18 protein-coding genes and 2 pseudogenes are annotated in these 25,394 nt (G+C 51.9%); 7 read left to right on the forward strand and 13 right to left on the reverse strand.

What is annotated here, in order from left to right; translation table 11 throughout:
* The 6 genes and pseudogenes from B5G40_RS15255 to B5G40_RS15280 all read right to left on the reverse strand — a co-directional run.
* A pseudogene (locus B5G40_RS15255) lies at positions 1 to 704 on the reverse strand (site-specific integrase); the annotation flags it as partial.
* Positions 705 to 756: 52 nt separating this feature from the next.
* A complete protein-coding gene (locus B5G40_RS15260; protein WP_021749216.1) occupies positions 757 to 963 on the reverse strand; it encodes a hypothetical protein in 207 nt (68 codons plus the stop codon).
* Between the two features lie 149 nt (positions 964 to 1,112).
* Entirely contained in the window at positions 1,113 to 3,071 is a 1,959-nt protein-coding gene (gene mobP3 / locus B5G40_RS15265; protein WP_164496955.1) for a MobP3 family relaxase, read from the reverse strand.
* Positions 3,059 to 3,478, reverse strand: coding sequence for a hypothetical protein (locus B5G40_RS15270; protein WP_087400432.1), 420 nt, complete (start codon positions 3,476 to 3,478; stop codon positions 3,059 to 3,061). Before B5G40_RS15270 ends, mobP3 begins: the two co-directional genes overlap by 13 nt.
* A gap of 347 nt (positions 3,479 to 3,825) precedes the next feature.
* Positions 3,826 to 4,488, reverse strand: coding sequence for a helix-turn-helix domain-containing protein (locus B5G40_RS15275; protein ID WP_242959463.1), 663 nt, complete (start codon positions 4,486 to 4,488; stop codon positions 3,826 to 3,828).
* Positions 4,485 to 4,697: a helix-turn-helix transcriptional regulator gene (locus tag B5G40_RS15280; RefSeq protein ID WP_087400434.1), complete on the reverse strand. Its 213-nt coding sequence runs from the start codon at positions 4,695 to 4,697 to the stop codon at positions 4,485 to 4,487. Before B5G40_RS15280 ends, B5G40_RS15275 begins: the two co-directional genes overlap by 4 nt.
* A 127-nt stretch (positions 4,698 to 4,824) precedes the next feature.
* Here B5G40_RS15280 and B5G40_RS15285 point away from each other — a divergent pair, with 127 nt between their 5' ends.
* The 7 genes from B5G40_RS15285 to B5G40_RS15320 all read left to right on the forward strand — a co-directional run bounded on the left by B5G40_RS15285 (position 4,825) and on the right by B5G40_RS15320 (position 16,067).
* Positions 4,825 to 5,898, forward strand: coding sequence for a DUF6076 domain-containing protein (locus tag B5G40_RS15285; protein WP_087400436.1), 1,074 nt, complete (start codon positions 4,825 to 4,827; stop codon positions 5,896 to 5,898).
* 179 nt (positions 5,899 to 6,077) lie between these two features.
* Positions 6,078 to 7,523 carry an ATP-binding protein gene (locus tag B5G40_RS15290; protein ID WP_087400438.1) on the forward strand — a complete coding sequence of 482 codons (1,446 nt, stop codon included), beginning with the start codon at positions 6,078 to 6,080 and terminating at the stop codon, positions 7,521 to 7,523.
* 320 nt (positions 7,524 to 7,843) lie between these two features.
* Positions 7,844 to 9,841, forward strand: coding sequence for an Eco57I restriction-modification methylase domain-containing protein (locus tag B5G40_RS15295; protein ID WP_206407258.1), 1,998 nt, complete (start codon positions 7,844 to 7,846; stop codon positions 9,839 to 9,841).
* Positions 9,841 to 13,152 (forward strand): DEAD/DEAH box helicase family protein, encoded by a 3,312-nt coding sequence (locus tag B5G40_RS15300; protein WP_164496956.1) that lies wholly within the window; start codon positions 9,841 to 9,843, stop codon positions 13,150 to 13,152. The genes B5G40_RS15295 and B5G40_RS15300 overlap by 1 nt, the downstream gene beginning before the upstream one ends.
* Before the next feature lie 332 nt (positions 13,153 to 13,484).
* A complete protein-coding gene (locus B5G40_RS15310) occupies positions 13,485 to 14,387 on the forward strand; it encodes a hypothetical protein (protein WP_087400446.1) in 903 nt (300 codons plus the stop codon).
* A gap of 43 nt (positions 14,388 to 14,430) precedes the next feature.
* The gene (locus B5G40_RS15315) at positions 14,431 to 15,585 is read left to right on the forward strand and encodes an XRE family transcriptional regulator (RefSeq protein ID WP_087400448.1); all 1,155 of its coding nucleotides are present in this window, start codon (positions 14,431 to 14,433) and stop codon (positions 15,583 to 15,585) included.
* Complete coding sequence (locus B5G40_RS15320; RefSeq protein WP_087400450.1) at positions 15,585 to 16,067, forward strand: DUF4411 family protein; 483 nt, start codon at positions 15,585 to 15,587, stop codon at positions 16,065 to 16,067. The genes B5G40_RS15315 and B5G40_RS15320 overlap by 1 nt, the downstream gene beginning before the upstream one ends.
* A gap of 1,014 nt (positions 16,068 to 17,081) precedes the next feature.
* Here the strand turns inward: B5G40_RS15320 and B5G40_RS15325 are convergent.
* The 7 genes and pseudogenes from B5G40_RS15325 to B5G40_RS16990 form a co-directional block, all read right to left on the reverse strand.
* Positions 17,082 to 18,410, reverse strand: coding sequence for a site-specific integrase (locus tag B5G40_RS15325; RefSeq protein WP_158099555.1), 1,329 nt, complete (start codon positions 18,408 to 18,410; stop codon positions 17,082 to 17,084).
* 208 nt (positions 18,411 to 18,618) lie between these two features.
* Positions 18,619 to 19,722: a Rep family protein gene (locus tag B5G40_RS15330; protein ID WP_158099556.1), complete on the reverse strand. Its 1,104-nt coding sequence runs from the start codon at positions 19,720 to 19,722 to the stop codon at positions 18,619 to 18,621.
* A 129-nt stretch (positions 19,723 to 19,851) separates the two neighbouring features.
* Positions 19,852 to 21,216, reverse strand: coding sequence for a type IV secretory system conjugative DNA transfer family protein (locus B5G40_RS15335; RefSeq protein WP_143383441.1), 1,365 nt, complete (start codon positions 21,214 to 21,216; stop codon positions 19,852 to 19,854).
* Between the two features lie 53 nt (positions 21,217 to 21,269).
* Positions 21,270 to 21,608 (reverse strand): hypothetical protein, encoded by a 339-nt coding sequence (locus tag B5G40_RS15340; protein ID WP_206407259.1) that lies wholly within the window; start codon positions 21,606 to 21,608, stop codon positions 21,270 to 21,272.
* Between the two features lie 9 nt (positions 21,609 to 21,617).
* Positions 21,618 to 22,004, reverse strand: coding sequence for a hypothetical protein (locus tag B5G40_RS15345; RefSeq protein ID WP_087400460.1), 387 nt, complete (start codon positions 22,002 to 22,004; stop codon positions 21,618 to 21,620).
* Positions 22,005 to 22,336: 332 nt separating this feature from the next.
* On the reverse strand, positions 22,337 to 24,127 hold the full coding sequence (locus tag B5G40_RS15350) for a hypothetical protein (RefSeq protein WP_087400462.1): 1,791 nt from the start codon (positions 24,125 to 24,127) through the stop codon (positions 22,337 to 22,339).
* An 893-nt stretch (positions 24,128 to 25,020) separates the two neighbouring features.
* Positions 25,021 to 25,394, reverse strand: a pseudogene (locus tag B5G40_RS16990) (site-specific integrase); the annotation flags it as partial.

Genomic DNA, 25,394 nt, shown 5'->3' on the forward strand with positions numbered 1-25,394 from the left:
TTTCGCCCATCGAAGTCGCTCCACATGAGGCCACAGATCTCACCCAGCCGCAGACCGGTGGTGAGTTCCGTGTAGAAGAAGTCCCGCCAAATCGGGTCCCGATCCGTCGCCTCCAGAAAAATGTTCACCTGCGCCTCGTTTAGAATTTTCATGGGCTTGTGGGTGATTTTAGGCGGGTCCACCTGTTTGGCGGGGTTGTTGGGCATCAGCCCCTGATCTGCTGCCGCTTGGAGGGCTTGGTGGAGGGCGGCGTGGATACCGCGGACGGTGGCGGGAGAGAGGCCGGGGCTTTGGCCGGGGCGAGGGGCAATTCGCCCCTGTTCCAGAAGGAAACGGTACAATTCCCGCAGATCCTCAGCGGTGAGTTGCGTGAGCTTCTTTTGTCCCAGGCGGGGTTTGACATGGCGGTCCATGTCGCCCCGGTACCGTTTCAGGGGGCCGGGGCGCAGGGTGAGTGCCATCTGCTCCAGCCAGCGGTCCAGCCACTCTGACAGCGTCATTCTGCTCTCCTCCGTCAGGTCCACTCCCTGATAGGCGTCGATGTTCTGCCGGAGTTTGGCGGTCAGTTCCTTTTGGGTATCTGCGTAGATATACCGGAAGATTGAGTCGCCATTGCTCTTGTGGCCCACTACGATCCGGCCCTCCCAGCGGCCATCCTCCCGCTTGCGCACCATGCCGTCCCCGGATGGTCTTCGCTTTGCCATGTTTCTTACCTCCAGAGTTTATCTTTGATTTGCGGTGCAATTTCTGGGGGACTCACTTGATAGACGGGAACTTGTGAGGCTCTGCCACCCATTGATACACCACAGCCCCGCAGCGGCGGCAGATCAGATAGCGAAGCCGGCTGCCCAGGAGTCCGTGCTTCTTGTAGGTCACCAGCGCCTCTCCGTGCTGCCAGCCCAGGCCCAGATTGTCGCTCCCGCAGTACTGGCACCGCTGGACTGGGGTTTGATTGGTCGTCATTGGTCATCCCTCCTCAGCAACACAACATACCACAGAAACAGGAAATAGCCAGGGGCACGGCGAACTATTATCAGAAAATTATCATTTTGCCTGGCCTTCTTGCTCCAAGGGCTTTCCTATTGTTTTAGGTGCCGTAATTTTTGAGGTGCTCACATCCCGCCCATGACCATGCCGCCCTGGTTCTGCGCCTCCTCATGGTCATCCGGTTTGTGGCCCATAGCGATTTTCTTTTCCTGAATCTTTCTCCGAAGTTTGCTGTCTACCTGGAGGCCGGTGCTGGATCGAGGCAGGGAGTGATCCTCGAAGATCCGGCTCATGTGGTAGAGCAGGCGGGTGACCGCCAGCATGACGGAGGGTGGACGGAGGCCACTCTGCCGCTCCAGGAAGAATTGTGCGTACTGGTTTCCCTGGGCGGCGGAACGGCTGAACCAGTCCAGCGCCTGGGTCCGGTCGTGAATCACTCCCTGCCCCGTCAGGTATAACTTGCCCAGCATATACTGGGCATACTGGTTACCCGCCTCCGCTGACTGGGTGAACCATTTTGCCGCTTTGGAAGTATCTTTAGTCAGCGCCTCGCCGGTCAAATACTCCTTGCCCAGCCGGTAAGCGGCGAAGTGATTCCCGTTTTCCGCAGCCTGCCTCATCCAGCGGATGCCATCGTCCGGGTCATGGACTTCGAGATCGTCAGAGAGAAGCAGTTTGCCTAAGACATATTGTGCCTCTGGCAGACCATGCTCTGCCGCCTGGATGAACCAGTACTCTGCCTTTCGACTGTCCGGAATCAGCAGAGGGCCATCCCGGTAGAGTAGGCCCATCATGTATTGGGCGTGAGCATCTCCTCGTTCCGCCAGCCGCTCCAACTCCTCCGCCGCGCAGTCCCGGTCTGCCAGAGGAATGGCTTCGTTCTGGATGATCTGCCGTAGTTCCCAGCAGGCATAGGACTCGCCCTGCACTTGTTCCGGTTCGTCATGGCCGGCCAGGTCAGCGTCCTCGAAGGTGATATCCCCCATGCGGATGCACTCCGCCTCCTGGATGACAGCGTTTTTGATCCGTCGGAACTCCTTCTCCTGGGACAGCTTTTTCTTTTCTCTGAGCTTGTCGTGGTAGTAGCTTTCCACCTCGCTTTGGAGGGCGCACCATTGGGCATAGCAAGCTTTCACCGTTGGTATATCTTCCAACCTGTCCACTACCTCGTCCACGGTTTTCTTGACAGACTTGGGCAGGTATCCGTAGGACTTTTTGCCCTTAACAGTTTCCAACTGTTCAGCCAACTGCGCCATTTTCTGTTCGATGGCTGGCTCTGTGCAAATGCTCCGGGACATCTCTTGGGTGAGTTGTCGGATGGCCCGCCGCGTCTCCCGCACCAGCTCGTCCCGTGACTGTGACTTCTGTTCGTAGGTGTGGAGCATCTCCTGTTTGAAGATTTGGTTGGTCAAATTTGATTTGATCTTACGGATGCCGTCCCGTGTCAGGCATGCCTCACCGGGCACCGTTGACCACGCCATCATGTGGACGTGGGGGTGCTTCCCCTCATCGTGGAAGGCAGCGTACCAGCGGAAGTGGTTCGGTTGGATATTCATGGCGGCGGCAATGTCGTTGCGGTTGGCCCGGAGCAAATTCATCCACGCCTTAGCATTGTCATAGCTAAGCCGGGCGGCATCCTCCCGCTTCAGGGAGATGATGTGTGTCCACACGTTTCCGGTGTACTGGTCTAATTCCTCCATTGCTTTGGCTAAGTCCACACCGTCCTCGTCCCCAAAGAGCCCGTGGTCACCAAGCCGCTCCGCGCGAGGCCGGGTGGCGATGTACTTCATGTAGCCGTCCGACTGCTGCACCGCCGGCCAGTTTTCCTCCAGCGCCCTGGTAATGAATACGGAGGCATTGGCCTTGGTGGGCTTGTCCTTGTAGTCCAAATACTCGCCCAGCTCCTTCGTCTCCGGGAAATCTTTCACCAGTTTGCTGACCAACTGCTCCTGCTTTCTGGTTGGCGGACGGTCATCCGGGAGCAGTTCCACGCGCTCCCTTGTGCCGATGTACCGCAGGTAGCCGCTGACAGAACTGTTGCCATCGCACTTGAGATAAGGGCTTTTCAGGATCAGTCTTGCCACTCATCTCCCTCCTCCCAGGCTCCCCGCACCCGCTGTTCCAGCGAGATGCGGCCATTGGTTTTCTTCACGTTCTGCACGCTCTCCGCCCGTCGACGGCGGAGATCCTCGTCGCTGAACTGATAGGCGTCCGCCAGGATACCGGCCACCATGTCCTGCTCCACCGCCTGCCGGAAGGCAAGGGAGGACAGACGTTCCTCCAGCTGTCCCAGCCGTCCGTCCAGGTACGATTTGATAGATGTTGGCAGGAAAAGGCCGGCGTCGTTGGCGCTGAGGTAGTCCAGGTAAAAGTCCACCGCCCGCTCGACGAAAGCGGTCATACTCCGGCTTCCGTCCTCCTGATACCGGCGCTCCAGGATGGCTTTCTTTTCCGGGGTGAGATAAAAAGCAAATCTCTCTTTTTTGCCCATAAACTGCTCCTTTCCGGGGCGTGACCCCTATTTTTTCGTTATGGCAGTAGGAGTTCTGGGATTGTGACCACAAACGTGATCCCCGCTGCCTGTTTTTGACCCCACTTTTGATACACCGCAAAACCCCGTAACGACCCGCACTGCGGGGCGAAGTGACCGGCCGGAGGAGCCACTGGCGACCCCGGCGTTTATCCTGCTTTTCTTTTCGTCCTCCGCAAAGAGTCCAGGATGGGGAAAGCCCCCTCTCCAAAGAGGGGGAACAGCGGCCCAAATCCGGCCCCTATCCGCTGGGAGGGGCATGGACTCTGCCCTGTCCCCAAGGAGGGTACACAGCGGCCCACAGGCGGTTACGCTGGGCTTTCCCGCTCCCGCAGGAGATTGGCCACACGCTGGCGCTCCGTTGCCAGCTCCAGTTTGTCTATCTGCCGTTGATAGAACGCATCCGCTGCCTGTTGGATGGGCATGATCGTGTAGAGATTATTGCCGTTCCACTTCAAGCCGTTGCTGTCGATGTAGCTGGTGCGCTCCACCGCGATGAACTGCCGTTCTGCCAGTTTGTTGATGTGTTTCATCACAGTGTTGACTGCCAACCCGGTGGCAGCTGAGATGGTGTTGTAGCTGGGATGGCACTGGTGAGTGCGGCGATCTTCACAGCACAGCAGGTAGGCGTAGACCGTGATCGTTCCGTGGCCCAGCCCCAGGTAAAACACTTCATCAGGCACGGTGAAGAATTTGCCGCCCTTTATATTGGGCAGGATTGGGACGAGGTCGACAGTGAGCAGCTTATGATTGATAAGAGTCTCGACACAAGCCTTCGCCGTCTCAATGCTCATGCGGATGCCCTCTGCCAATTCCTCCAGTGTGATGACGCTGCTGAACCTTCTGCAGTGCCGGTACTGGAGATACGCCAGCACCGCAAATGCCGGGGCCTTGAGGTTTCGAGTCCAGATATTATTGGGGAGAGCGAATCGGTATTTACTGACATCGTGTTTTATGGGAGAGTACTTCATTCCTGAATACCTCCTGTCTGTGCAGATACCCATGTTATAAATTTTTCCTTGGGTACCACCAGGCGGCTGCCCACCTTCAATATTGGGAAACCAGGATCGTGCATCAGTTCGTATGCGCTGGAGATGGATACACCCAGCACCTTTGCGACTGTGTCCGCATTGAGAAACAGTGGCAGGTCATCGTAGCTATTGTAGATAGAAATTTTCATATGCACCTCCGATTGATTTTTGAAACTCGACCTGATACAATGGTAACAAACTCTGAATGACAGTTCAATGGTTCTGGGCCAGGTCGGGTAAATTCCAAAAATCAATCGGATACAAGCGGGAGGATATATGGAAGACGAGGTATTTGATGCAGGGCGTATTTTTCTGGATGCTGTGGACGATTTTACGGTGATTTTCCATGGTGACCGTGTTTTTGTCAGAGGACGAGAATATTCCGTCGGTCAGTGCGTTGTGGACATTCTGAATCTGGAGGAGGAAGAACTGCGCCGGATCGATCAGAGTCTGATGGATTTTTACCGCGCTGTGCAGAATGTATGGCAGGAAGGGACAGAGGAGTCGGTGCGGCGGGCCCAGGAAAAACTGCGGGATGTGTGGAAACTGGCATCCAACCTGCCGGTCTATCAGGATCTGGACATCGACTGGTTCCAGCCGGTAAAACAGAACGCGCCTCTGCTGGAGAAATTCTGGAGCCGGCTCCGACAGATATCCCCTGAGGGACGAGCAGAAGTAGATGAATATCTGCGCACGCTCATAGGCGCGAGTGAGCTTCTGCGCATTTTCCGAAAGCAGATAGCCCTGATGCTGGAGGGATATTTTGAACCGCTGGATCGCAGGAATCCAGAGGCCTATGCAGTGGGAATGTTTAAGTTCTACAGCGACATGGTAACAGCGGAACTCATGGGGCAAGATACATATGAACTGGATCACAGCTTTCCGTTTAAGGTGAGGTTTGTGCCGATGGTGTCCCCGTCTGATGGGGAGACGATCATTTTAGCGGAGCAAGCCCGGTTTTCAAGTCTGCTGGATTTTCTGGAGGTGGAATTCTTTCGGGGACTGGCGGCGGGTAACGCCCCGAGGCGGTGCCACAACTGCGGAAAATATTTTCTGCTCACCGCCGGATACAACATCTGCTACTGCAACAACATCGCCCCTGGAGAGACTGAGCGTACCTGCCGAAAGGTGGGAGCACACCGCAAGGAGTCCCGGGACAGGGCCCGCCGCACACCGGCGCAGGTCGAATATGATCGGGCTTACAATCGCTTGAAGCAGAGAAAAAACCGAGGAAAGATCAGCCTGGATGAGTGGAATATGGCTGTGGCCATGGCCCTGGAGTTGCTGGAGCGATCCGGGCGGGGAGAGTTGACGGATGAAGAGTTGAAAAGGAAGCTGGCTGAGTTATAAAATACACCGGCAAGACAGCATTCTACCGGCAGTAATCTTTGTCAACGCTATAGCAGAAACAAAGCGTGCCCATGAACTATCAGGCGACAGAAACGGTTTGCAAAGCACGAAAGGAAACGGTATAATTTGAGCATATAGGCGTTGTCATTCAGATGCCGTGATGAGAATTGAGGAATGATATGAACACTACAATTTCCAATATCGACCCAACACTGACCTGGGAGAAGCTCCAACGTTCTGTTGAGAGCCAATATTTTGAGCGGAAAAGTGCTAAGCTCCAACCGAGAGACATTGCACACCACATTTCTGCTATGGCCAATGCTTCCGGCGGTGTGGTGGCGGTGGGGATCGAGGACAGCGGAGCGATCACCGGGATCAGCGATGCCCAGGAAAATGTGCTGCGTCAGGTTCCCCTCGACTATTTGCAGAAGGTTCCGGAGCTGAAGGTGGAGACGATCACATCGGAAGACGGTGTGAAAGTATTCCTGTTTCACATTTCGCCTATGCCGGACGATGTCATCAAATGCAAGGACGGCGAGGCGTACCTGCGGGTGGGAGACTCCTCCCGGAAACTCAATTCGGAGCAGCTGCTGGAGCTGGAGTATTCCAAGGGGATCCGCAGCTATGAGAGCCAAGTTTTGAAGGACGCTTCTCTGGATGACTTGGATCACGACTTGATCGAAGAATACTGCAGAATATTAGGCTTGAATGTGAGCAGCCCGCTGGATATTTTGAAGGCCAGGGGCCTTATCAAGCAAAAAGGGGAGAACTGGGAGATCACAGTCGCCGCGATCCTTCTGTTCGGCAAGATCCCCACGCAGTTCCTGCCCTCTGCCAGAGTCCGGTTTCTGAGATATGAGGGGACAACAGCTGGTGTCGGCGCAGGATTCAATGTGGTGAAGGACATGACGATAGAAAAGCCCCTTCACCGCTTGATCACAGAAGGGAAACAGCTGATCGCCAGCCAGATGCGGGAGTTTCAGCAGCTGGGGAAGGACGGGAAGTTCCGAAAGATTCCGGAATACCCGGAGTTTGCTTGGCAGGAGGGTTTGGTCAACGCGGTGACACACCGGGACTACTCTATTTCCGGTGAGTATATCCGCGTGACGATGTATGATGACCGCATTGAGTTTTTGAGCCCAGGAAGGCTACCCAGCATTGTCACGGTGGAAAATATCCAGAACACGCGCTTCTCCAGAAATCCGCTGATTGCACGGGTTCTGACCGACTTTGGGTGGGTTCGGGAACTGAACGAGGGTGTCAAGCGGATCTACACGGACATGAGATCTTATTTCCTGGAGCCGCCTATTTTCAGCGAGCCGAATAAAAAGACCGTACTTCTGGTTCTTAAAAACAACATTGCATCGCGTTCTCTGCGGAAGATGGAGGGACTGAAGTCCATCAGCGTGGAGGAGTGGGCGAAACTAAAGCCTCTGGATCGGGATATTATTTATTACATTGCCAATGTGGAGCAGTGTACGATGAAGCAGCTGGAGGAGAACACAGGCAGATCCAGGCAGACATTAGTCACACACATGAAAAAGCTGCTAAAGGCGAACGGCGGGCCTGTTGAGGAACATAGCTCTGCTCCCAATGATCCCAGAAAATACTATACGATCGAGTAGGATGAACTCTCAAGGTACTCTCAACTTGCTCTCAATTTGATGGCGGACAAAATCAGGTCAAAAATTCAGAAAACGACGGAATTGAGTGAAAAACAGCAACATTATTGTGCAGTCTGAAAATCAACTCTCAACTTTTCGCTTTTGAACTCTCAACTTTTTGGAGAAGTATCAAATAAGGGCCAAGGATGCGCTGGGACCGGCGTTTCCTTGGCCCTTATTCTTTTGGCGTAATATGGAGAAATCACACAAAGGTTCAGTTGTTGAATGAGGAGGTTATATGATATAATAACAGCGAATTTGAAAATATTTCCCGGCCTATTATGGACGGAGAACAGCGGAGGCCCCAAGTGATTATCAATATCCAAGACGACATCCTAAAACTCCATGCCATGGGGCTGTTGGACGGGATGCTGCTCGACAAAACGACAAAACAGCATATCATGTGGGCCACCGGCGCCTATGCGTCCCTCGGCGGGCGATATGAGTACAACGGGGAGATTACCCCTGACCTAATCACAGGGGAACACGCATCTGTTATCAAAACGCGGGCGAGGAAGGCTATGGAGCAGCAATCGGCGCGGACCCGCCAGCACGCCGAGGTGTTTACCCCCCTGTGGATGTGCCGCATGATGAACGACTACGTAGACGAGGTGTGGTTTGGCGCGAAAGAGGCGTTCTTCAAAGACGGGACACCGACGGCCGCTGTGGAGTTTCCCAAGGGTAAGAAATGGGAACGCTATGTAGATTCCCGGCGGCTGGAGATCACTTGCGGCGAAGCACCCTATCTGGTCAGCCGGTATGACGTGGAGACCGGCGAGGCCATCCCCATCCGGGAGCGGGTCGGCCTGCTGGATCGAAAGCTCCGGGTGGTGGGGGAGAAAACTCGGACAGAAGAAGAATGGCTGGAGTGGGCGGCGCGGGCGTTTTGGGCCACCTATGGATATGAGTTTCAGGGGGACAACGTGCTGATCGCCAGGGTCAACCTGCTGATGACCTTTGAGGAATACCTGCAGGAGCGGTGGAAACGGAAACCAACCAGAGGGGAATATGAGAAGATCGCAAACATCATCACCTGGAACATCTGGCAGATGGATGGGCTGACCGGAAGCGTCCCCTATGGGACGCCGGAGGAGCAGTTCCAGCAGATGGACTTGTTTGGAATGTTTGAGGAGAGCAGCAACGAGGACAAAAAGAAGCGGCCTCCCTGTCTGGTACACAATTGGACGGGCGGCGGGAGCGTGGAATTTTTATCTCTGCCGGTAAAGGGGAAAAAGGCTATGAAGTTTGACTTTATTATTGGAAATCCGCCGTATCAGGATGAGACTGTTGGGGATCAGAAAACATATGCTCCGCCAATCTATTATATGTTTCTTGACGAAGCCTATAAAATTTCCGATCGGGTAGAGATGATTCATCCTGCACGGTTTCTTTACAATGCGGGCGGAACGCCAAAAAGTTGGAACGAGAAAATGTTGGCAGACCCACATTTTAAGGTGCTATACCATGAACAAGATAGCGGCAACATTTTTACGAACACCAATATTAATGGCGGAATTGCAATTACATATCGCGATACTACGAAAAATTTTGGGGCAATCGGCGTTTATTCTATATTTCCGGAACTCAACTCTATAAGAAGCAAGGTTTGGAAATTTGATCAGGGCAGTTTGAGTGATATTATTGCTAATCGTGGCCTTTATAAGTTTTCCAAATGCGCATATGATGAGCATCCAGATGAGTTAGCAAAGATGACAGACGCAAGAATAGGGTCCAGCAGTTTTGAAAGAATAGGGTCTTTATTTACTGAGCAAGAGCCAGATGATGAATTTGAATACATAAAATTTTTGGGAATTATTAACGGTGAACGGGTATACAGGTGGTTTCGGCGTGATTACGTAAAAGACGTTACAAACTTATGTAAATATAAGGTTTTTATTTCAAAAGCTGACGGAGCATCTGGTCAAATTGGAAAACCCGTTCCAGCACGAATTATTGGAAAACCGACAGTAGGAGAACCTGGCACTGCCTGTACTGAAACATTTATTGCCATTGGAAACTTTGACTCAAAATATGAGGCAAATGCGTGCCTGGAGTATGTAAAAAGTAGGTTCGCACGTGTTATGCTTGGAATTCTGAAGATAACTCAGGATAATACTGCTGTAAAATGGAGGTTTGTTCCCCTCCAAGACTTTACCCAAGATTCCGACATTGATTGGTCCAAATCTATCCCGGAGATCGACCAGCAGCTCTACAAAAAATATGGCCTGGATGAGAAAGAGATCCAGTTTATTGAATCCCATGTGAAGGAGATGGCGTGATGGCAGTCCAGATACAGTCGTTCAAACGGGTCGTGCCCATGATCTACGCCTACAACACGCCGGGCGTTGTCTACCACGACGGCTGGACAAAGATCGGCTACACAGAGAAGCAGACGCCGGCCCAGCGGGTGAAACAGCAGACCCACACGGCGGACATCCGTCATGTTCTGGCCTGGCAAGACAATGCCATGTACAAGGACGGTTCCGGGGAGTATTTTACCGACCGGGAATTTCACTCCTTTTTGGAATCGGCCCTGGGAGTCGAGCGCACGCCGGGGACCGAGTGGTTCCATGTGGACGGCCCCACCTCCCACAGCTATTTTGACCGGTTTGCCCGGCGGGAGCTTGTCCCAACAGACGGCGAGAAGCTGACCTATGCGCTGCGGAAGGAGCAGCAGGAGGCTGTGGCGGTGACCAAGGCCTACTTTGAAAAGGGCGGCGAGGAATTTTTGTGGAACGCCAAGCCGCGGTTTGGGAAGACGCTGACCTCCTACGACCTGATCCGGCAGATGGGCTTTGCCAAGGTGCTGATCGTCACCAACCGCCCCAGCATCGCCAACTCCTGGGCGGACGATTTCTTCAAATTCATTGGCTGGCGAGGCGAGTTCTCCTTTGTATCCGACACGGACGCGCTCAGAGGCCGCCCTGGGGTCTTGTCCAGGGACGACTATGTGGCCCTGGTGCGGCGTCAGGGAGATGACGCGCCCCAGGGCATGATTGCCTTTGAATCCCTGCAGGGGCTGAAGGGCTCTGTCTACTTTGGCGGAGAGTACGATAAGCTGCGGTGGATGAGCGAGCTGGAGTTCGATTTGCTCATTGTGGACGAGGCCCAGGAGGGCGTAGACACCATGCGAACCGAGCGGGCGTTCCACAAAATTCAGCGCAAGCACACGCTGTACTTGTCCGGTACGCCGTTCAAGGCCCTGGCCAGCGAGCAGTTCTCCAAAGAGCAGATCTTCAACTGGTCGTATTCAGACGAGCAGGAGGCCAAGGAAAATTGGAATGGGGAAGACGAAAATCCCTATGAGTCCCTGCCCAAGCTGTCCATGTTCACCTATCAGCTCTCCGGTATGATTCGGGAGCGCATTGAAAAAGGTTTGGATCTCTCCGAGGAGGAGGGGACGGTGGACTACGCCTTTGACCTGAATGAATTTTTCGCCACCGATGAGAAGGGGAATCTCATCCATGAGGAGGAGATCAAAAAGTTCCTCCATGCCCTGACCACACAGGAGAAGTATCCCTTTTCCACGCCGGAGCTGCGGCAGGAGCTGTCCCATACCATGTGGTATCTGAATCGCGTGGCAAGCGTCCGTGCTCTGAAGAAGCTGCTGGAAGCGGATGAGGTGTTTGGTGAGTATGAGATTGTGGCCGCCGTGGGCGACGGCCGGGGAAGCGATGACGAGCAGGCGGAGAAGGCCATCGACAAGGTGAAGTCCGCTATTGCAGAGCATGAGAAGACGATCACCCTCACCGTGGGGCAGCTCACGGTAGGTGTCACGATCCCCGAGTGGAGCGGCGTCCTGATGCTGTGCAATATGAAGAGTCCGTCCGCCTATATGCAGGCGGCGTTCCGGGCGCAAAATCCCTGCATCCTGACCAGGGATGGGCAGAGATTCCGCAAAGAGACCGCCTATGTATTTGACTTTGACCCGGCCAGAACGCTGATTATTTTCGATGAGTTTGCCAACAACCTGTCCGCAGATACCGTGGGCGGCCGGGGCACGGCGGATGATCGGAAAGAGAACATCAAGAGACTGCTGAATTTCTTCCCTGTCTTGGGCGAGGACGATGAGGGGAAGATGGTGGAACTGGATGCGGCCTCTGTGCTGTCCATCCCCAGGAAACTGAAAAGTCAGGAAGTGGTCCGCCGCGGCTTTATGTCCAACTTCCTGTTCCGCAACATCAGCAACGTATTTGGAGCCCCCGCAATCGTCCGGGAGATCGTGGAAAAGCTGACGCCTGCCCACGAAGAGGGAAAGAAAGCGGATTCGCAGAAGCTGGACGGGATGGATACCGTCCATGTAGACGAGAACGGGGAAGTCGAGCTACCGCAGGAGATCGTGATTGGAAGGACACAGGATCTGTTTGGCCCGAAGATCTATGAGGAGATCAAAGAGGATATGACAGAACAGATTGCCGCGATCTCGACCGCTAAGAACACAGAGGTTCATGAGCAGCTAAAAAATATTGCGGGAACGATAAAAAGCAATATCAAGGAGAAAATCCTGCCTCCAGCCATGGAAGAGTACGGCGTCAAAAAAGGTGCTCAGGGCAGATTGGAGCGCCAGATAGAGAAAGAGATCGACCGGACTTTTGACGAGATCCACAATGACTATGCACAGCAGGAGAAGCTGGCCCGAACCCGCCTGGAAAATAAGCGCCGCGAGGCCGAGACTGAGGAAGAGGTTCAGCAGGCAGAGACGGAGTATCAAACGGATATGAGTACCGCCATGCAAACTCTCATGGCAACGGTTCAAACGGCTGTGGAGAAAACAATCGCGGAAAAGCCGAAGGAAGTCGTTGAGCGGCTGGAGCGTCATAAGGAAGAACAGGAAAAACGCTCCGTTGAGGAAGAAGTCCGGGCACATCTGCGGGGATTCTCCCGCACAATTCCCAGCTTCATCATGGCCTATGGCGATGGTAACCTTACCTTGGAAAATTTTGAAGAACATACGGAGAATGATGTGTTCCTTGAGGTGACCGGGATCACAGAGGATGACTTCAGATTCCTGAGGGATGGCGGCGATTATGTTGATCCCGAAACGGGCGAGACACGGCACTTTGAGGGCCATCTGTTTGACGAAGTGGTATTTAATGACTCCATCGAGGAATTTTGGCAAAAGAAGCAGCAGCTTGCGAATTATTTCGATGAATCTCAGGATGAGGATATTTTTGACTACATTCCGCCGCAGAAGACTAATCAGATTTTCACCCCCAAATGGGTGGTGTCAATGATGGTGGATCAGCTGGAGGAAAATAATCCCGGGTGTTTTGATGATCCCGATAAGACCTTTGCGGATCTGTACATGAAATCAGGGCTCTATATCACGGAGATCGTCAAGCGTCTCTATCGGAGTGAGGGCTTGAAGACGGCATTCCCCGACGGGAAAGCGCGCATCCGCCATATTTTGCAGAAACAGGTCTACGGCATGGCCCCGACACGGATCATCTATTTGATCGCCACAAATTATATCCTCGGATTTGACGATGAGCTGCAAAAGAGCGACCACAATTTTGCCCAGGCGGATGCTGCGGAGGCGGCTAAGCAGGGGACACTCGCTGAGTTGGTGGATGCTTACTTCGGGGAGTGAGCAGGGACGGGAGCCTATCAATGATGACACCGTTGCAAAAACGCTGAAAAGAATAATTATTCGCTTTCAGAAAAAACTTGCCTTTGTGTGCATATTTCAAGGTAAGTTGGTGACCAGCAGTTTTCACAAGGAGAGTACAATTAGGCAGAAGCGGCAAGTGTTTTAGGATATGAGAAAACAAAGTGAATGTGTGGTTCGCGTTTGTAGATTTTGGAACGAATAATGCATAGATAAAGACCAGATTAGAAAACCATGAACCGAAAATGATTCATGACTGACTCTTGCCCATGCTGATAAATGGCCAGGCCCGAGAGGAATGAGGTGATGAGATTATGGGCAACAGTTTGGTGTTGATATTACAAGCCGAGGTAATGGAGTCCAATTGTGATATTTTGAATGCCTTGCGCCGAGCGCATCTGATTGCATCTAAGTTAAATCTGAAAGAGTTCGACGGGTGGATACAATCGGAACTAAATGGATATCCGCCTAATGATGTTGCAGAGATTCCCGATTATCGAACAGTCAAGGGATCTCTGAAAGCTTTCAATCCGTATCGTGGATGGATATCTGCACAACTAAATGACGGTGAAATAGAGAGAATGATATGCGAGCAAAAACTCTGGCAGTCTATAGGAGAACTCCAAGAGTTATACAATGAATCGATAGAAACAAATTTTCTTATCGAATTTCCAGCAGAACGAATGCAGCTTATCGCATCTTTATTCCGTACACCAGTTCCTATGCGGTATGCCTTACATGTGAGTACTCACCTGCTAAAGACAATTATTGAAAAAGTGAAGAACTGTTTGCTTGAATGGACAATTCGGCTTGAAGGAGAAGGCATTTTGGGCGAGGGTATGCAGTTTAGTCAGGAGGAAACAGTTATGGCAAAAAGAATCCCTCAAACAATTAACAATTACTATGGACCAGTTGTGAATGGGGATATCAAGCAATCACAAGTAGTATCCGGGGATTACAATACACTTTCTTTCAATTATGAAAATGCAAATTCTTTTATGGGAAAAATCAGAGAATCGCTTGCTAAGGAGCAGTTATCTGCCGAGGATAGAACGGGAGCAATGGAGTTGATTTCCGAGGCAGAGACCAAAATCGCTGAAAAAAAGTCCATGGGAATTATTCGCGCTTCACTAAGCGGCTTGAAGGACTTTTTGATTGCTGGAGGAGCCAATGTAACAGCGGCACTGATTGTTCAGTACCTTCAAGGATTAGGTTAAAAGAATATACATACAGGAAATTTAAGGGAAGGAGACAAGCATAATGGCAGAGGTATTGACTGGTGTGAATGGCCAAATCCTGCGTTGGGCCAGAGAAAACTATAATATGACGCCCGGTGAGACCGCTGCTGCTATTGGCGTTGATGAGGCACGGTATCTGCGCTGGGAAAATGGCGAGGAGTTTCCAACCTACGCCAAACTCAAAAAGGTCAGCGAGGTACTCCATAAGCCAAGCGCTCTCTTTTTCTTCCCCGAGCCGCCGCAGATCGACAATGTCAAGGGGGATTTGCGTACCTTGCCTGGGGAGGTGTCTAATCGCCTGAGCAGGCAGGTCATTCAGGCATTCGAGACCGCCCGTTCCTACCAGATGGATCTCCAGGAATTGTATGGGGTGCGTCAAAGCGTTTTGGCATTGAGGCATACTTTTCCTACAGAGCAAGAGGCCCTCTGTCAGTATTTTAGAGATCGGATGGACTTTCCAATCTCCGCTCAAAAAGCGCGGCACAGCGATAAGGTCGTCTTTGAAATTTTCCGGGAGAAATTTTACGAGTTAGGGATCTATGTTTTCAAGGATGCATTTAAGGATAATAGTGTTTCAGGACTTTGTCTCAACGACGATTACTTTCCCATCATTATGATCAACAACTCCATGTCTTTTGCTCGACAGAATTTTACTCTGTTTCACGAATTGTATCATTTGATTGCAAATACCAGTGGAGCAGAAATTATCAGGGATGACTATTATATTTATCTGGATGAGCAGCAATCTCATGTGGAAAAAGCCTGCGATTCATTTGCAAATGAGTTTCTTGTACCCATGGAAGATTTTAAAACGGAGTTGAAAAAGCAGCCGTTGGATGAGATGAGGATTGCTGACTTAGCCTCACTATATGCCGTAAGCAAAGAAGCCATCATGTACAAGTTGTACACCATGAAAATCATCACCCCGGCAGATTATAACGCCCTAAAAGAAACTTTTTATGGTGACGCAATTCGTAATCAGCAAAAAAAGCCTGAAAGATCAGGTGGAAATTACTATTATACCAAGCTTTCTTATCTTGGTTCCAAGTATACTGGAGATGTGTTTAGCCAGTATTTTTCCGGCAAAATAGATAGTTATCGCGCCAGTGAAATGCTTCATAGCAAAGTGGATCATCTCCCTAAACTGGAATCTGTGTATTTCCGGGGGGTGAAGTAATGATTTACCTGCTGGATACAAATATTTTTAGAGAAATGCTGGAGCACTTCCCAAAGAGAGGAAAAACATTCGAGGAGATTTGGGAACGGTTTGAAAAGGGAATCAAAGATGGGGTTATTTTTTCGGTTGATGAATGTTATAATGAATTGACTCGCCACTATGACGAGAAAAATGAGCATTATCAGTGGCTACATGACCGGCGGGAAATATTCTTAAACCCGTCGAATGTAGAATCAATCTATATCCGAGATTTATTTCAAGACACAAAAATGCGTGAAAGTATCCACAGAAGGAATATTATCGAAAATAGGCCTGCTGCAGATGCGTATTTGGCAACAAAGGCGAAGGCACTGGGAGCAATCGTTGTCACCAAAGAAAAGTATAAGGCAGGATCAGCACAATTGCCAAATGTGTGTGAGGCTCTGGGAGTACGATGGATATCTTATGATGACTTTATGGAGAAACTGTCGGTAGGTATGTGACTACTTATTATTGCAATTATTTGATGGGTGGGAGGTAACCTTTGTTGTACACTACAAGGTGTATTGCGAAGGGAAGATGAAGACTGGTAGATAGTTTGCAAAGTCTTGACAACAATTAAGCAGCAAATAATTGCGACAGAATTGCGACTACTTTGGGAATTCACTAAGGTGAGCACTTGGGTGATAATAAACTAAACAACCCACAAAGAACTTTAAACATACTCTCAAGTTGTTTATCAATTAAACATTCAAAAAAGTGCAGAGAAAAGGCTAATTGATATGATACGTGAGACAGTTTTTTTAAAGAATTTTTTTATACTCTCAAATTTTCCTCGAGAACTCTTAACTTTTTGAATGTTTTTGAAGGTAGTATCGTATATATTGATTTGCTTCTAACTTCATGAACTTTGCAATCGAATTTTTCAAGATAAAAATGGGTATAGCGCGGCCGAATGATGAGGATTAAAATGTTTTTTACAGCGCTTATCATTGTTAACACCATCGCAAAAGCAGTTCTGTGGTGACTTGCCAAAACCAGGCCGGTGCATTACTGCGGCGACGCAGAAAACCGCACTCTGACCACATTTGTGCAAACCGCCAGATCGCTAAACCTACTGCCACAACGGTTTGACCACACAACTTGCCACAGAGAGCGGCGGAGCAGGTGGAAACCATGTTCTCAAAGAGTGACGGAAAGCAAGCAGTTTGGAGTGGATATGGCCATAAAGCGACAAAAATAGTTAGAAAAAAGTTCTGGGGTCGCTTGGTAAGGATGAGGTCCCCAGTTCAAATCTGGGTAGCAGCTCCAAGAAAAACCGCTTAAATCTTCGGATTTAGGCGGTTTTCTTATGACTTTATTAACTTTTTTGGCCCTTTTGATAGCGGGGAAAAGACCTCGTAGCTAAAATATAGGGGCTTTTCCAACTGACAAACCAACTTTTCGGGCCTTTGATGGGCCGGAATCCGTTGCGCCGCAAGGGCTCCCGGCTTTTTGCCTTTCCAACTGACCGCCAACTATGCGGAGTAAAGCCGGTCAACAGCGGCGACCGCTTCGGAAGAAGTTTCCCGGCCCTTTACATAGTATTTTAGGGTCATAGCCGACGTGGTATGCCCTGCTGCAGCTTGGGCCAGTTTAATGTCTTTGGTCTGGTCATATAGGTCCGTCAAGACCGTGGTGCGGAAGCGAATCGGGGTGATATTTTCCGTGAAGCCGGTATCACGCTGGATGCGCTGACACATCTTGCGGACTTGCGTGTAGGATAGGGGCTTGTCCCCGCCAAACAGAAATGCGCCCGCCGCTTCCAACTGTTGCAGGTAAGGCACAGCCAAGGAGGACAGCCCGATTGTGCGGTGACTGCTCTCCGTTTTGGTGTCCTTGACCTCCGGCTGGTTTCGGGTGGGATGGGTCACGGCCCGCCGGATATGGATTGTCATGTTATCGCAATCAATATCTTCGGGAGCCAGCCCCAGCACTTCCTCCAGCCGGAGAGGGTGGAGGGCTTGTAAGGCCATATACGCCCGGTCAACGGGACTTTGAATATCCCCGATGTGCTGAATCAGATAACGCATCTGCTCTACGGTATAGGGCGGCGTGGCCTTGCTTGCCTTGCCGGTAATTTTCACCCGGCGGGATTTTAGTGGGTTTGAGGAAATCAGCTTATCTTCCACGGCGGCGTCCAGAATTTGATTGAGGACCATCCGGGCCTTGTCCTTGGTGGTTTTGGCCCCGCTCATACCGTTAAAGAGGCGTTGCACCTCGTCCGGGCCTATGTCCTCGACGGCCAGCCCTTGGAAAGCGGGGACGAGATAGGCCCGCAGCTGACGCTCGTATGTGGTGGCCGTCACAGTCGCCACAGTGGGCTTGGAATAAATGTTAAACCAGTTCCAGGCGTACTCGTCAAACGGGTGTTTCTGCGGCTCTGGAGCCGTGCCAGACAGCTTTATTACCTTTTCTGCGAACTCCTGCATGGTGTCCGCAGTAATCCACCGCTTTACGCCGTTGATGGTGATATACTGATTGATTTTGTGCTTTGTAGCCATCCCGGAATCTCCTTCCAAAGACGGCATACAATCCGACTGTGCTATGCAGTTGTCAAGGTGCCGCGGCTCTTGGGACATAGGGGGTGAGCCGCCCGAATCCCTAATATCATTATAGCACGATTTCACAAGTTTTTCAATGAAATTGCCCAAAATCCCTTGAAAAATCAGCACTTTTCCGCCAACTTCGATGCTTTCCAGTTCGGAGAACAATGGATTTTGCAAAAAGTTTTGGGGGTCCAGCCGGATGACCTCGGAGGCGTTGACGATGGTGCAAACATCATCCGCAAGGGGAAGAAAGAACATAATAAAAACACTCCCAAAGTGTGCCATGCGCGCGTTGTGCAGGCAAAAAATACTGCATCAACTGCATCAACTGCAACACGGGCCGGAAGTGTCACTCGAATAGACTTATGAACAACTCGGATGAATCGGGAGCCGATGTAGGATTGTTTTGCCCGGAATATGGGTTTGGCGTCCGCAAGGAAACAATTTCATAATGCCAGACTTCATTTTAGTTTGATTTCATTTGATAAATAAAATCCTGCTCGAGACAAATCGTCACGCCGATGCGGCGGTCAAGCTGATCAAAGTCATCTTCGCCTTCTTCGGCAAGGGACGCTTTCCGCACGTCAAAATTATACCTGACTAACGTTGAAAACTGCTCCAGCCAAAACTTATAAGGCGAGTAAGGAGAAGTAACGATGATTAAATCGGCGGCAAGGGCCTTGTCGTTATATCGCGCGGGTGCATTCACCCCGGTTTTAATATTGAACGGGTCGAGAATCCGCAATAAATCTTGGTAGGCCATGATTTTGGGGCGCAATTCGTCAAGTATAATGGTGTGCTCTCCGCTGTAATTTTGAAAAATGTCCCGGCTGGAACCAGCCATAAAAAATGGCTGATTTGCCTTTTCCGCCAATGTGCGGGCCATATGGGTTTTGCCAGTGCCTGCCTCTCCATAGAGCCAGATAACGGTCGTCTGCTTGCCCTGCGCAATCATTTCCTTGCGCCACTCGTCGGCAAGGTTGCGGAGCCGTTTAGCCCAAACATCCTCGACTTGCCGCCGGTATCGGCCATACTGTGCCCCGGTCATACGCTTTTCCACTTCATCCTTGGACATGATACCGACATATAAGGCATTTAATAGTTCGTCGATGGAAAAGTTAACGCCATCTTGCGCTTTGTATTGCTTCAAGTTGACTTTATTCTCGATTTGTTGCAGCAATCCGGCAAAGTCAAAGTTGGCCGCTACTTCGCTGGGGTCATATTGGTGCTTGCCCTTTGCCTTAGCCGCTTTTGTTCTATGGAGCAGATACGCAAAACCATTATTCACGTCTCCATTCCACTTGGTAATGTATTGCGGGTTATCGCCTAAATGTTTTGCCGTTGCGGCGATACTACGGGCATTTTCAAAGCAAAGCATGACATGATAGCCGGGGGCTTCGGGTGTGCCGTCCTTATTGGTGTCCTTGTCATGCAGGATGATGGCATACCTCTGTGGCTTTAGCTCGTTTTCGATAACGGCTATCATCTTGTCCTTGTCCGCGATTTTGGCGGGGAGGTGCTTCACTTGCTGGACATACATCATATTTTTGCATCGGATTGTTTTGCCCATATCGTGCTTACCTCCTTTGACCTGCGATTTTTGACACTTTGACACTGTGATATGGCCGGGCTTGTAACGAGCCCCAAGCCCGGCCATATCAATGGTTTAGGGTCACTTGACACTTGACACCGCCCCCGCCTATGTTTCACACGGCGGGGGCGGTGCCTCTGCCGGGGAATCCGCATAATACAGGGTCAAGAGCCGTCCCAACTCTGCATATACCTTAAAGCGCATGACGGGGAAATGCACATAAGACACGGCGTCATGCTCTCCGTCCGTGCTACTAAACCATGCATCGCCGGGGCCGTACACGCGCTCGGGCATTGTGTCCAACTTGGTCTTGTCCCACATCAAAAGGCCCTCCGACCGTGTAGGACGGAACAATATCCGGGTAGACATAGCCGACCGCAGCATGGCCGGAAGTCCGCCCTCCTGCACGGATGCCTCGGCTATGGATATAATCACATAACAGCCAGCAGACGCGCCCATGGTGACAATACGCTTGATAATGCCGTCAAAGGCGGCAAGGCAATAGTCCGGGTCATCCTTTGCGGGCTTTGCGGGGAAAATCGACTTTAGTGACACAAACTCGTCAACAAACAGAAACGACGGATGCATACCGGCGTCCCACCATTTCACGGCGTCGCCCACCTGTTCCGACAGGTTATTTAGGACGGCTTGGCGGGTTACAATGGTATCAGAAAACCGTTTTAGCGCATCTAAAATACCCCTTGCCTCGCCGTCCTCGTCCAGCGCGACCACATAGGGAAGCCGGGACAGTTCGGCCCGCTTGGGGTCGATGATGATGACCTCGCTGCCGTACTCGTCGCGTCCGCATTGTAGGGCCTGCAACAATATGGCAATAATGCCCGTGGTTTTGCCGGAGCGCGTCTTTCCAGCCACCAGCATACTGCCGGAAGTAGTCAGGTCAATTTCCGTCCCGGCCTGCACCTGCAGCTTGGTCGGGCCACGGGGCCGCATATCTTCCACCTTTTCAAATGTCAAACTGCGGTCAGCAAGCACATCTTCAATGCGAAACGTCACCCGGTCAAAGGCCACGCCGGTGTCCATCTGCGTAACAGCGTACCTTATATATCTCCCGTTGAGCGCGGAAGAAATGGCAGACGCGGCCCCGGCTATGGTCTCCACCGTGACGGCCCCCGCCGAAATCGTCAGGTCGTACACGCCGGGCCGGGTCTCTTTGCACTTTATGGATGGAAGCAATTCCCCCTCCTGCAAGTGAAGGGGGTTGCCGTGGGCGGGATGGCACAGCGCCCGCCGTACCTTGTGCCGGATTTTTGCGCGGTCCGGCGTGAGAACATGGACAGCCGCCGCCGCGATCACCGCGCCGATGCCGACACACGCGACCACGGCGGCGGCCTGTCCCACCATGCGCACGATTTCAGCCAGCGGCCCGCTGACGGCGGGAGCCAGCCCCCGGAATCCGAGGACCAGCGCACCCGCCAGCAGGAGGGCTGCACTACCAGCCACAAGCAGTATCACGCCGGGGGCGGCATAGGCCAGCGGGCCGACTTCACGGCGATAGGTGCGCATTATCAGCCCTTGGGCGCGCTGATGACCTTAACATCGTCAGCGGTAATACTGAGTTGATTGTGGTACTGACCGTACACTGTTCCAGTGGGGGAAATCAGTTCCACGACAGCACCGACGGGGACATTCAGGTCTGTCTTGCGTACTTTCACCGCGATGGGCTGATACTTATTGTTGATAACCTCGCCGTCTTTTACGGGATAGACAGTATTGTCCTCCGTAATTATGACAGCCAGCTTGCTACCAAGAGTAGCCTTGGTATCATAATCGAGCCATTTCGATACGCCGGTCACCTCTAAACGCTTCCCACGCAGGAAAGCCGGAGTATCGAAAAACTTTGACAAGCCTCTCATTTAATCACGTCCTTTCCGGCTTTTATCGTCAGGCAAATGCACAGGATATTGGTCCTGCCAGCGGGGCAAATCGCCCAGCGGACGGCCCAAAGCCTCGTGCAGAATGACATTCAAACCAGCGATGACGGCCCGCAAGTCGTAACGATGGCGTAGCACGTCAAAATCATTGGAGTCAATAGAAACAATGTAGGCGCCGTTGGCCCAGCCGTCAAGATACGCGATGGCGTTCCGCAGCTTCTGCTCCATATATTCCACACGGAGCGGATTGCAAGTAGTGGCAAACGGACAAGCATGGGACTGTTCGGAACAGCACCGTAATACATTGGGAATACACTGGAAATCATTGGTGGACAGGGGGGATGCGCTACTATTATTATCGGGATTCATGACACTCACCTCCTTTCTACATTCAGTATAACGCACATTTTTTGTTTCTCAAAATTGTAAAAATGGTTGTTTTTATAACTTTTTTATCAGAAAAAGTGCAATTTGAAAATTTGGAAAAATAAAACTGCGGCATATATGCCACAGTCTTTTTTGGGGGAAATTGGGAAATACTTGAAAAAGTTATTTTTGTCACAAATTGAAAAAATAATAGACAAAATAGTTGCTTATTCTTCCGCAAAAACCATAAATATTGAATAATCCCCCGTGTGCCATAGTAGCACACGGGGGATTACTATATTATAATGCAACGCGAACTTAGGGAGGGCCGGAGCTTATCCACGGCCTGCACGGGCCCAGTTGTTGTCGATGCGCATGATGGTTACGATGCTCTGTTCGATGGTGTACGGGGATTTCGCGCTGAAGGTCGTGCTGGTTGTCCCGGTCATGGCGCCGACGCCGTATACGGCACGGACACCATCGAGTGCCCAGTCACTGATTGTGTCGGTAAAGGGCAGGCTGTTGGCATACCAGACAGTCCACCCGGTGCGGCCAATGGCATCAAAGTCGTTAATGAGGCATTCCATGAGCCGGGTCAGCATGGTGGCCGCCTGCTCACGGGTGATGTTGTCATTGGGGCCGACATACACGCCGGAGCGGTCGGGAGCGGAGTTGTATCCGCCCAAAATCCCGAGATTGAACGCCTTGGCCATGTTCTCGTTGTTGGAGCAGTCCGCGAACACATCATCGCCGGTGGCAACGGGGATGGTGTAGTCCTCGCCGGTGATGTCGCTCATCAGGGTCTCGTAATACCGGATTGCCAGCGCCGCAAACTGTCCACGGGTGATGGCACGGGTGTAGTCGCTTCCGAGCAGGTCGGTGACGGCAGGCTGATAACCAAAGGCATCAGGGTCGTCATCGAGGTAGCCCATGCTGATGGCATTGATGATGTCCTCAGCGGCCCAGTTGCTGTAAGTGACGCTGGTGGCAACAGGGGTCTCGGGTTCGGTCACGGGGGTTTCCGTGACCGTCCCGGTGCTGTCGCTCCAGTTGGATTTGAGCGTAGCGCTTTCGAAGTTGAACACATCGTCAACGGTGCGGGCAGTTTCAGTGCCGCCCATCTCGACGGGCAGGTACGCCAGCGCCCAATCGGGCAGGTTCATAGCCTGCACATAGGACTTGGCCGTAGCGTACTGGGACGCAACGGTGGATGCATCAGGCCATACGGGCACATCTTTGATAAGGGTGTTAGGACGGAATGTGAATGTGGGCATACCGATGCTTACGCTACCCTTGTTGGCAGGGGTGTACTCGGTGAAATCCAAGCGGTCGTTACTGCTCAGGTATGCGATTTTATCGGCTGTGTCCGAAACGGATGCATTTGTGGTGCTACCATAAAATTCACCGCTGGTTTCACCGGCGCAGACGATTGCGTAATCAAGGTCGCTGTCCTCGATGATTTTATTGAACCCACTGTCGAGGCAGATGATGTTGCGCAAATTGTCACAGCCCACGAACAGGGCATTTACCGCATTGTAGTCGATATTGTCGCCGATGATGACGGTCTCGATGTTGGAGTTGTTTCTGAACGGAGTGATTTCCAACTGAGAGTGCGCAAAGTTTAAGAAGTTCATTTCAGTCATACTCTGACGCGCGTTGAACTGCGAGGCTTTGTCGCTGTTGCGGTCAATTTTGGCTTCGACTTCTGCGTCAGTCCAGTCGTTGGTTACGACAAGGACGCCGTTATGGAGTACCCATTTGATGTTCCCAATGGGACGGAGTTCGTCGAGCGTATGAGTTTCTCCGGTGCCGCCTGTGATAGTGTCATCAACGCCGTTGATGATGGCATATGCGCCGGTGGCTCGGATGCCGGTGTAGAACGAACCGTAACCGCTTCCAGATGCGGAACCGGGTGCCCCGGCTGTGAAGATGAGGTCATTGTACAGGTCACGGGCCGCAGGGTCGGTCAGGGTCAGGTTGCCACCGAGGGTCGTGTTACCCTTGATGTAACCTTCATACAGGTTGCCGTTGCGACCGAGTGCGGAACCGAAAGCGGTGACAGTAAGGGCGGGAATCAGCAGAGCAGACGCGAGGGCAACAGATAACGCTTTTCGCCATTTTTTCATGGGTGGTTTCTTCCTCCTTATATAGTAAGTATAATAAGAAACAAATGGGCTTGTGTGCCAAGGTTCCCCCAGCAGAGCGGCCCGTGGGGGTGGGACTTCCCGGCCCCCGTGGGCACTTCCTGCGGGGCGAATAAAAGGGCCGTGCAGGTATGTATGTCCCTGCACAGCCCGAAAGCACACAAGCCCATGGAGATTACCCTTGTAAAACAACGAAATAATCGGTATAATGAGCGTGGCGCAAGTTATCTTGCTGTGTGGGAGGTCTGATCTCCTGCATAGGGGCGTGGGGTGTTCCAGCACCTCACGTCCTGCCCTTATTATTCGCCTTGTTTGTATTGTACTGCAATCTGTGACGGCGCGCAAGCGGTTTTTTCGGACTTTTCCAGCCCGAGGCCGCTTTTTTGTTGTTCAGAGGGTGTGCATTGCGTATCGGCGGCGTGGGTGGCCCGCCACGGATGGGGCCGGGGTGCGTGTCGAAGATGGGAGCAAGGCGGGGTCAGAGGTGGGTTCCGCTCCATGCAATTCCCCGCCGGGGGGCTGGTGGTGGCTTGCCGCCTTGTCCCCGTGGGAATTGCGTCGCTTTTACGCCTGCGGGGCGTAGGATGACGAGAACCGCACAGCCGCCGGATGTATGCCGCCTTGTATAATTTATATAATATTTATTTGTGCTTTTTGTGCAAAATCACCTTTGGTAAGGATGAGGTCTCCGGTTCAAATCCGGATAGCAGCTCCACAAGAAGGTCGCTTTTCTTTTGAAAAGCGGCCTTTTCTTCTAAAATTCGCAACAATTTTTGAAATATTAAATTTTTCCATTTGCTATTGACCACAGAACCAGCCACAGACAGGAAAAAGACGGGCCTCCGGGGGCGCTTTGCCCTCGGAGGCCTGTTTGTTCAACTTGCCGGTTTTTGTTGCTTCGCCTGCTCTTTTCCGGCGGCGATCTCCGCCTTCATTTCCCAGATCAGTTCTGCCAGCTTTTTCTCACACTCGGCTTCCGTTTTCGCGTAGACATTCCGGGCCATGCGCTGGCCATTGAAGATGGGGGAGTAACGGCCCTCCCACAGGTGGTCGTTGATTTGGCTGACACAGCCGGTGCCCGGTTTGCGCCGCTGTCCCTTGTGGGCCTGGAAGGTGCTGGGGGCTGGTTTCTGGGGTGCCGCTTCCTGCCTGGGTTTCGGTTCGGCTCTCCCGATTCCTTGGTCGATCTTGTCCGCCGCGTTCTGCCGCATGGCATCGGTGACGTGGGTGTAGGTGTTCAGGGTGGTGG

It is taken from the genome of Flavonifractor sp. An9 (assembly GCF_002161245.1).
Classification (GTDB): Bacteria; Bacillota; Clostridia; order Oscillospirales; family Oscillospiraceae; genus Flavonifractor; species Flavonifractor avicola.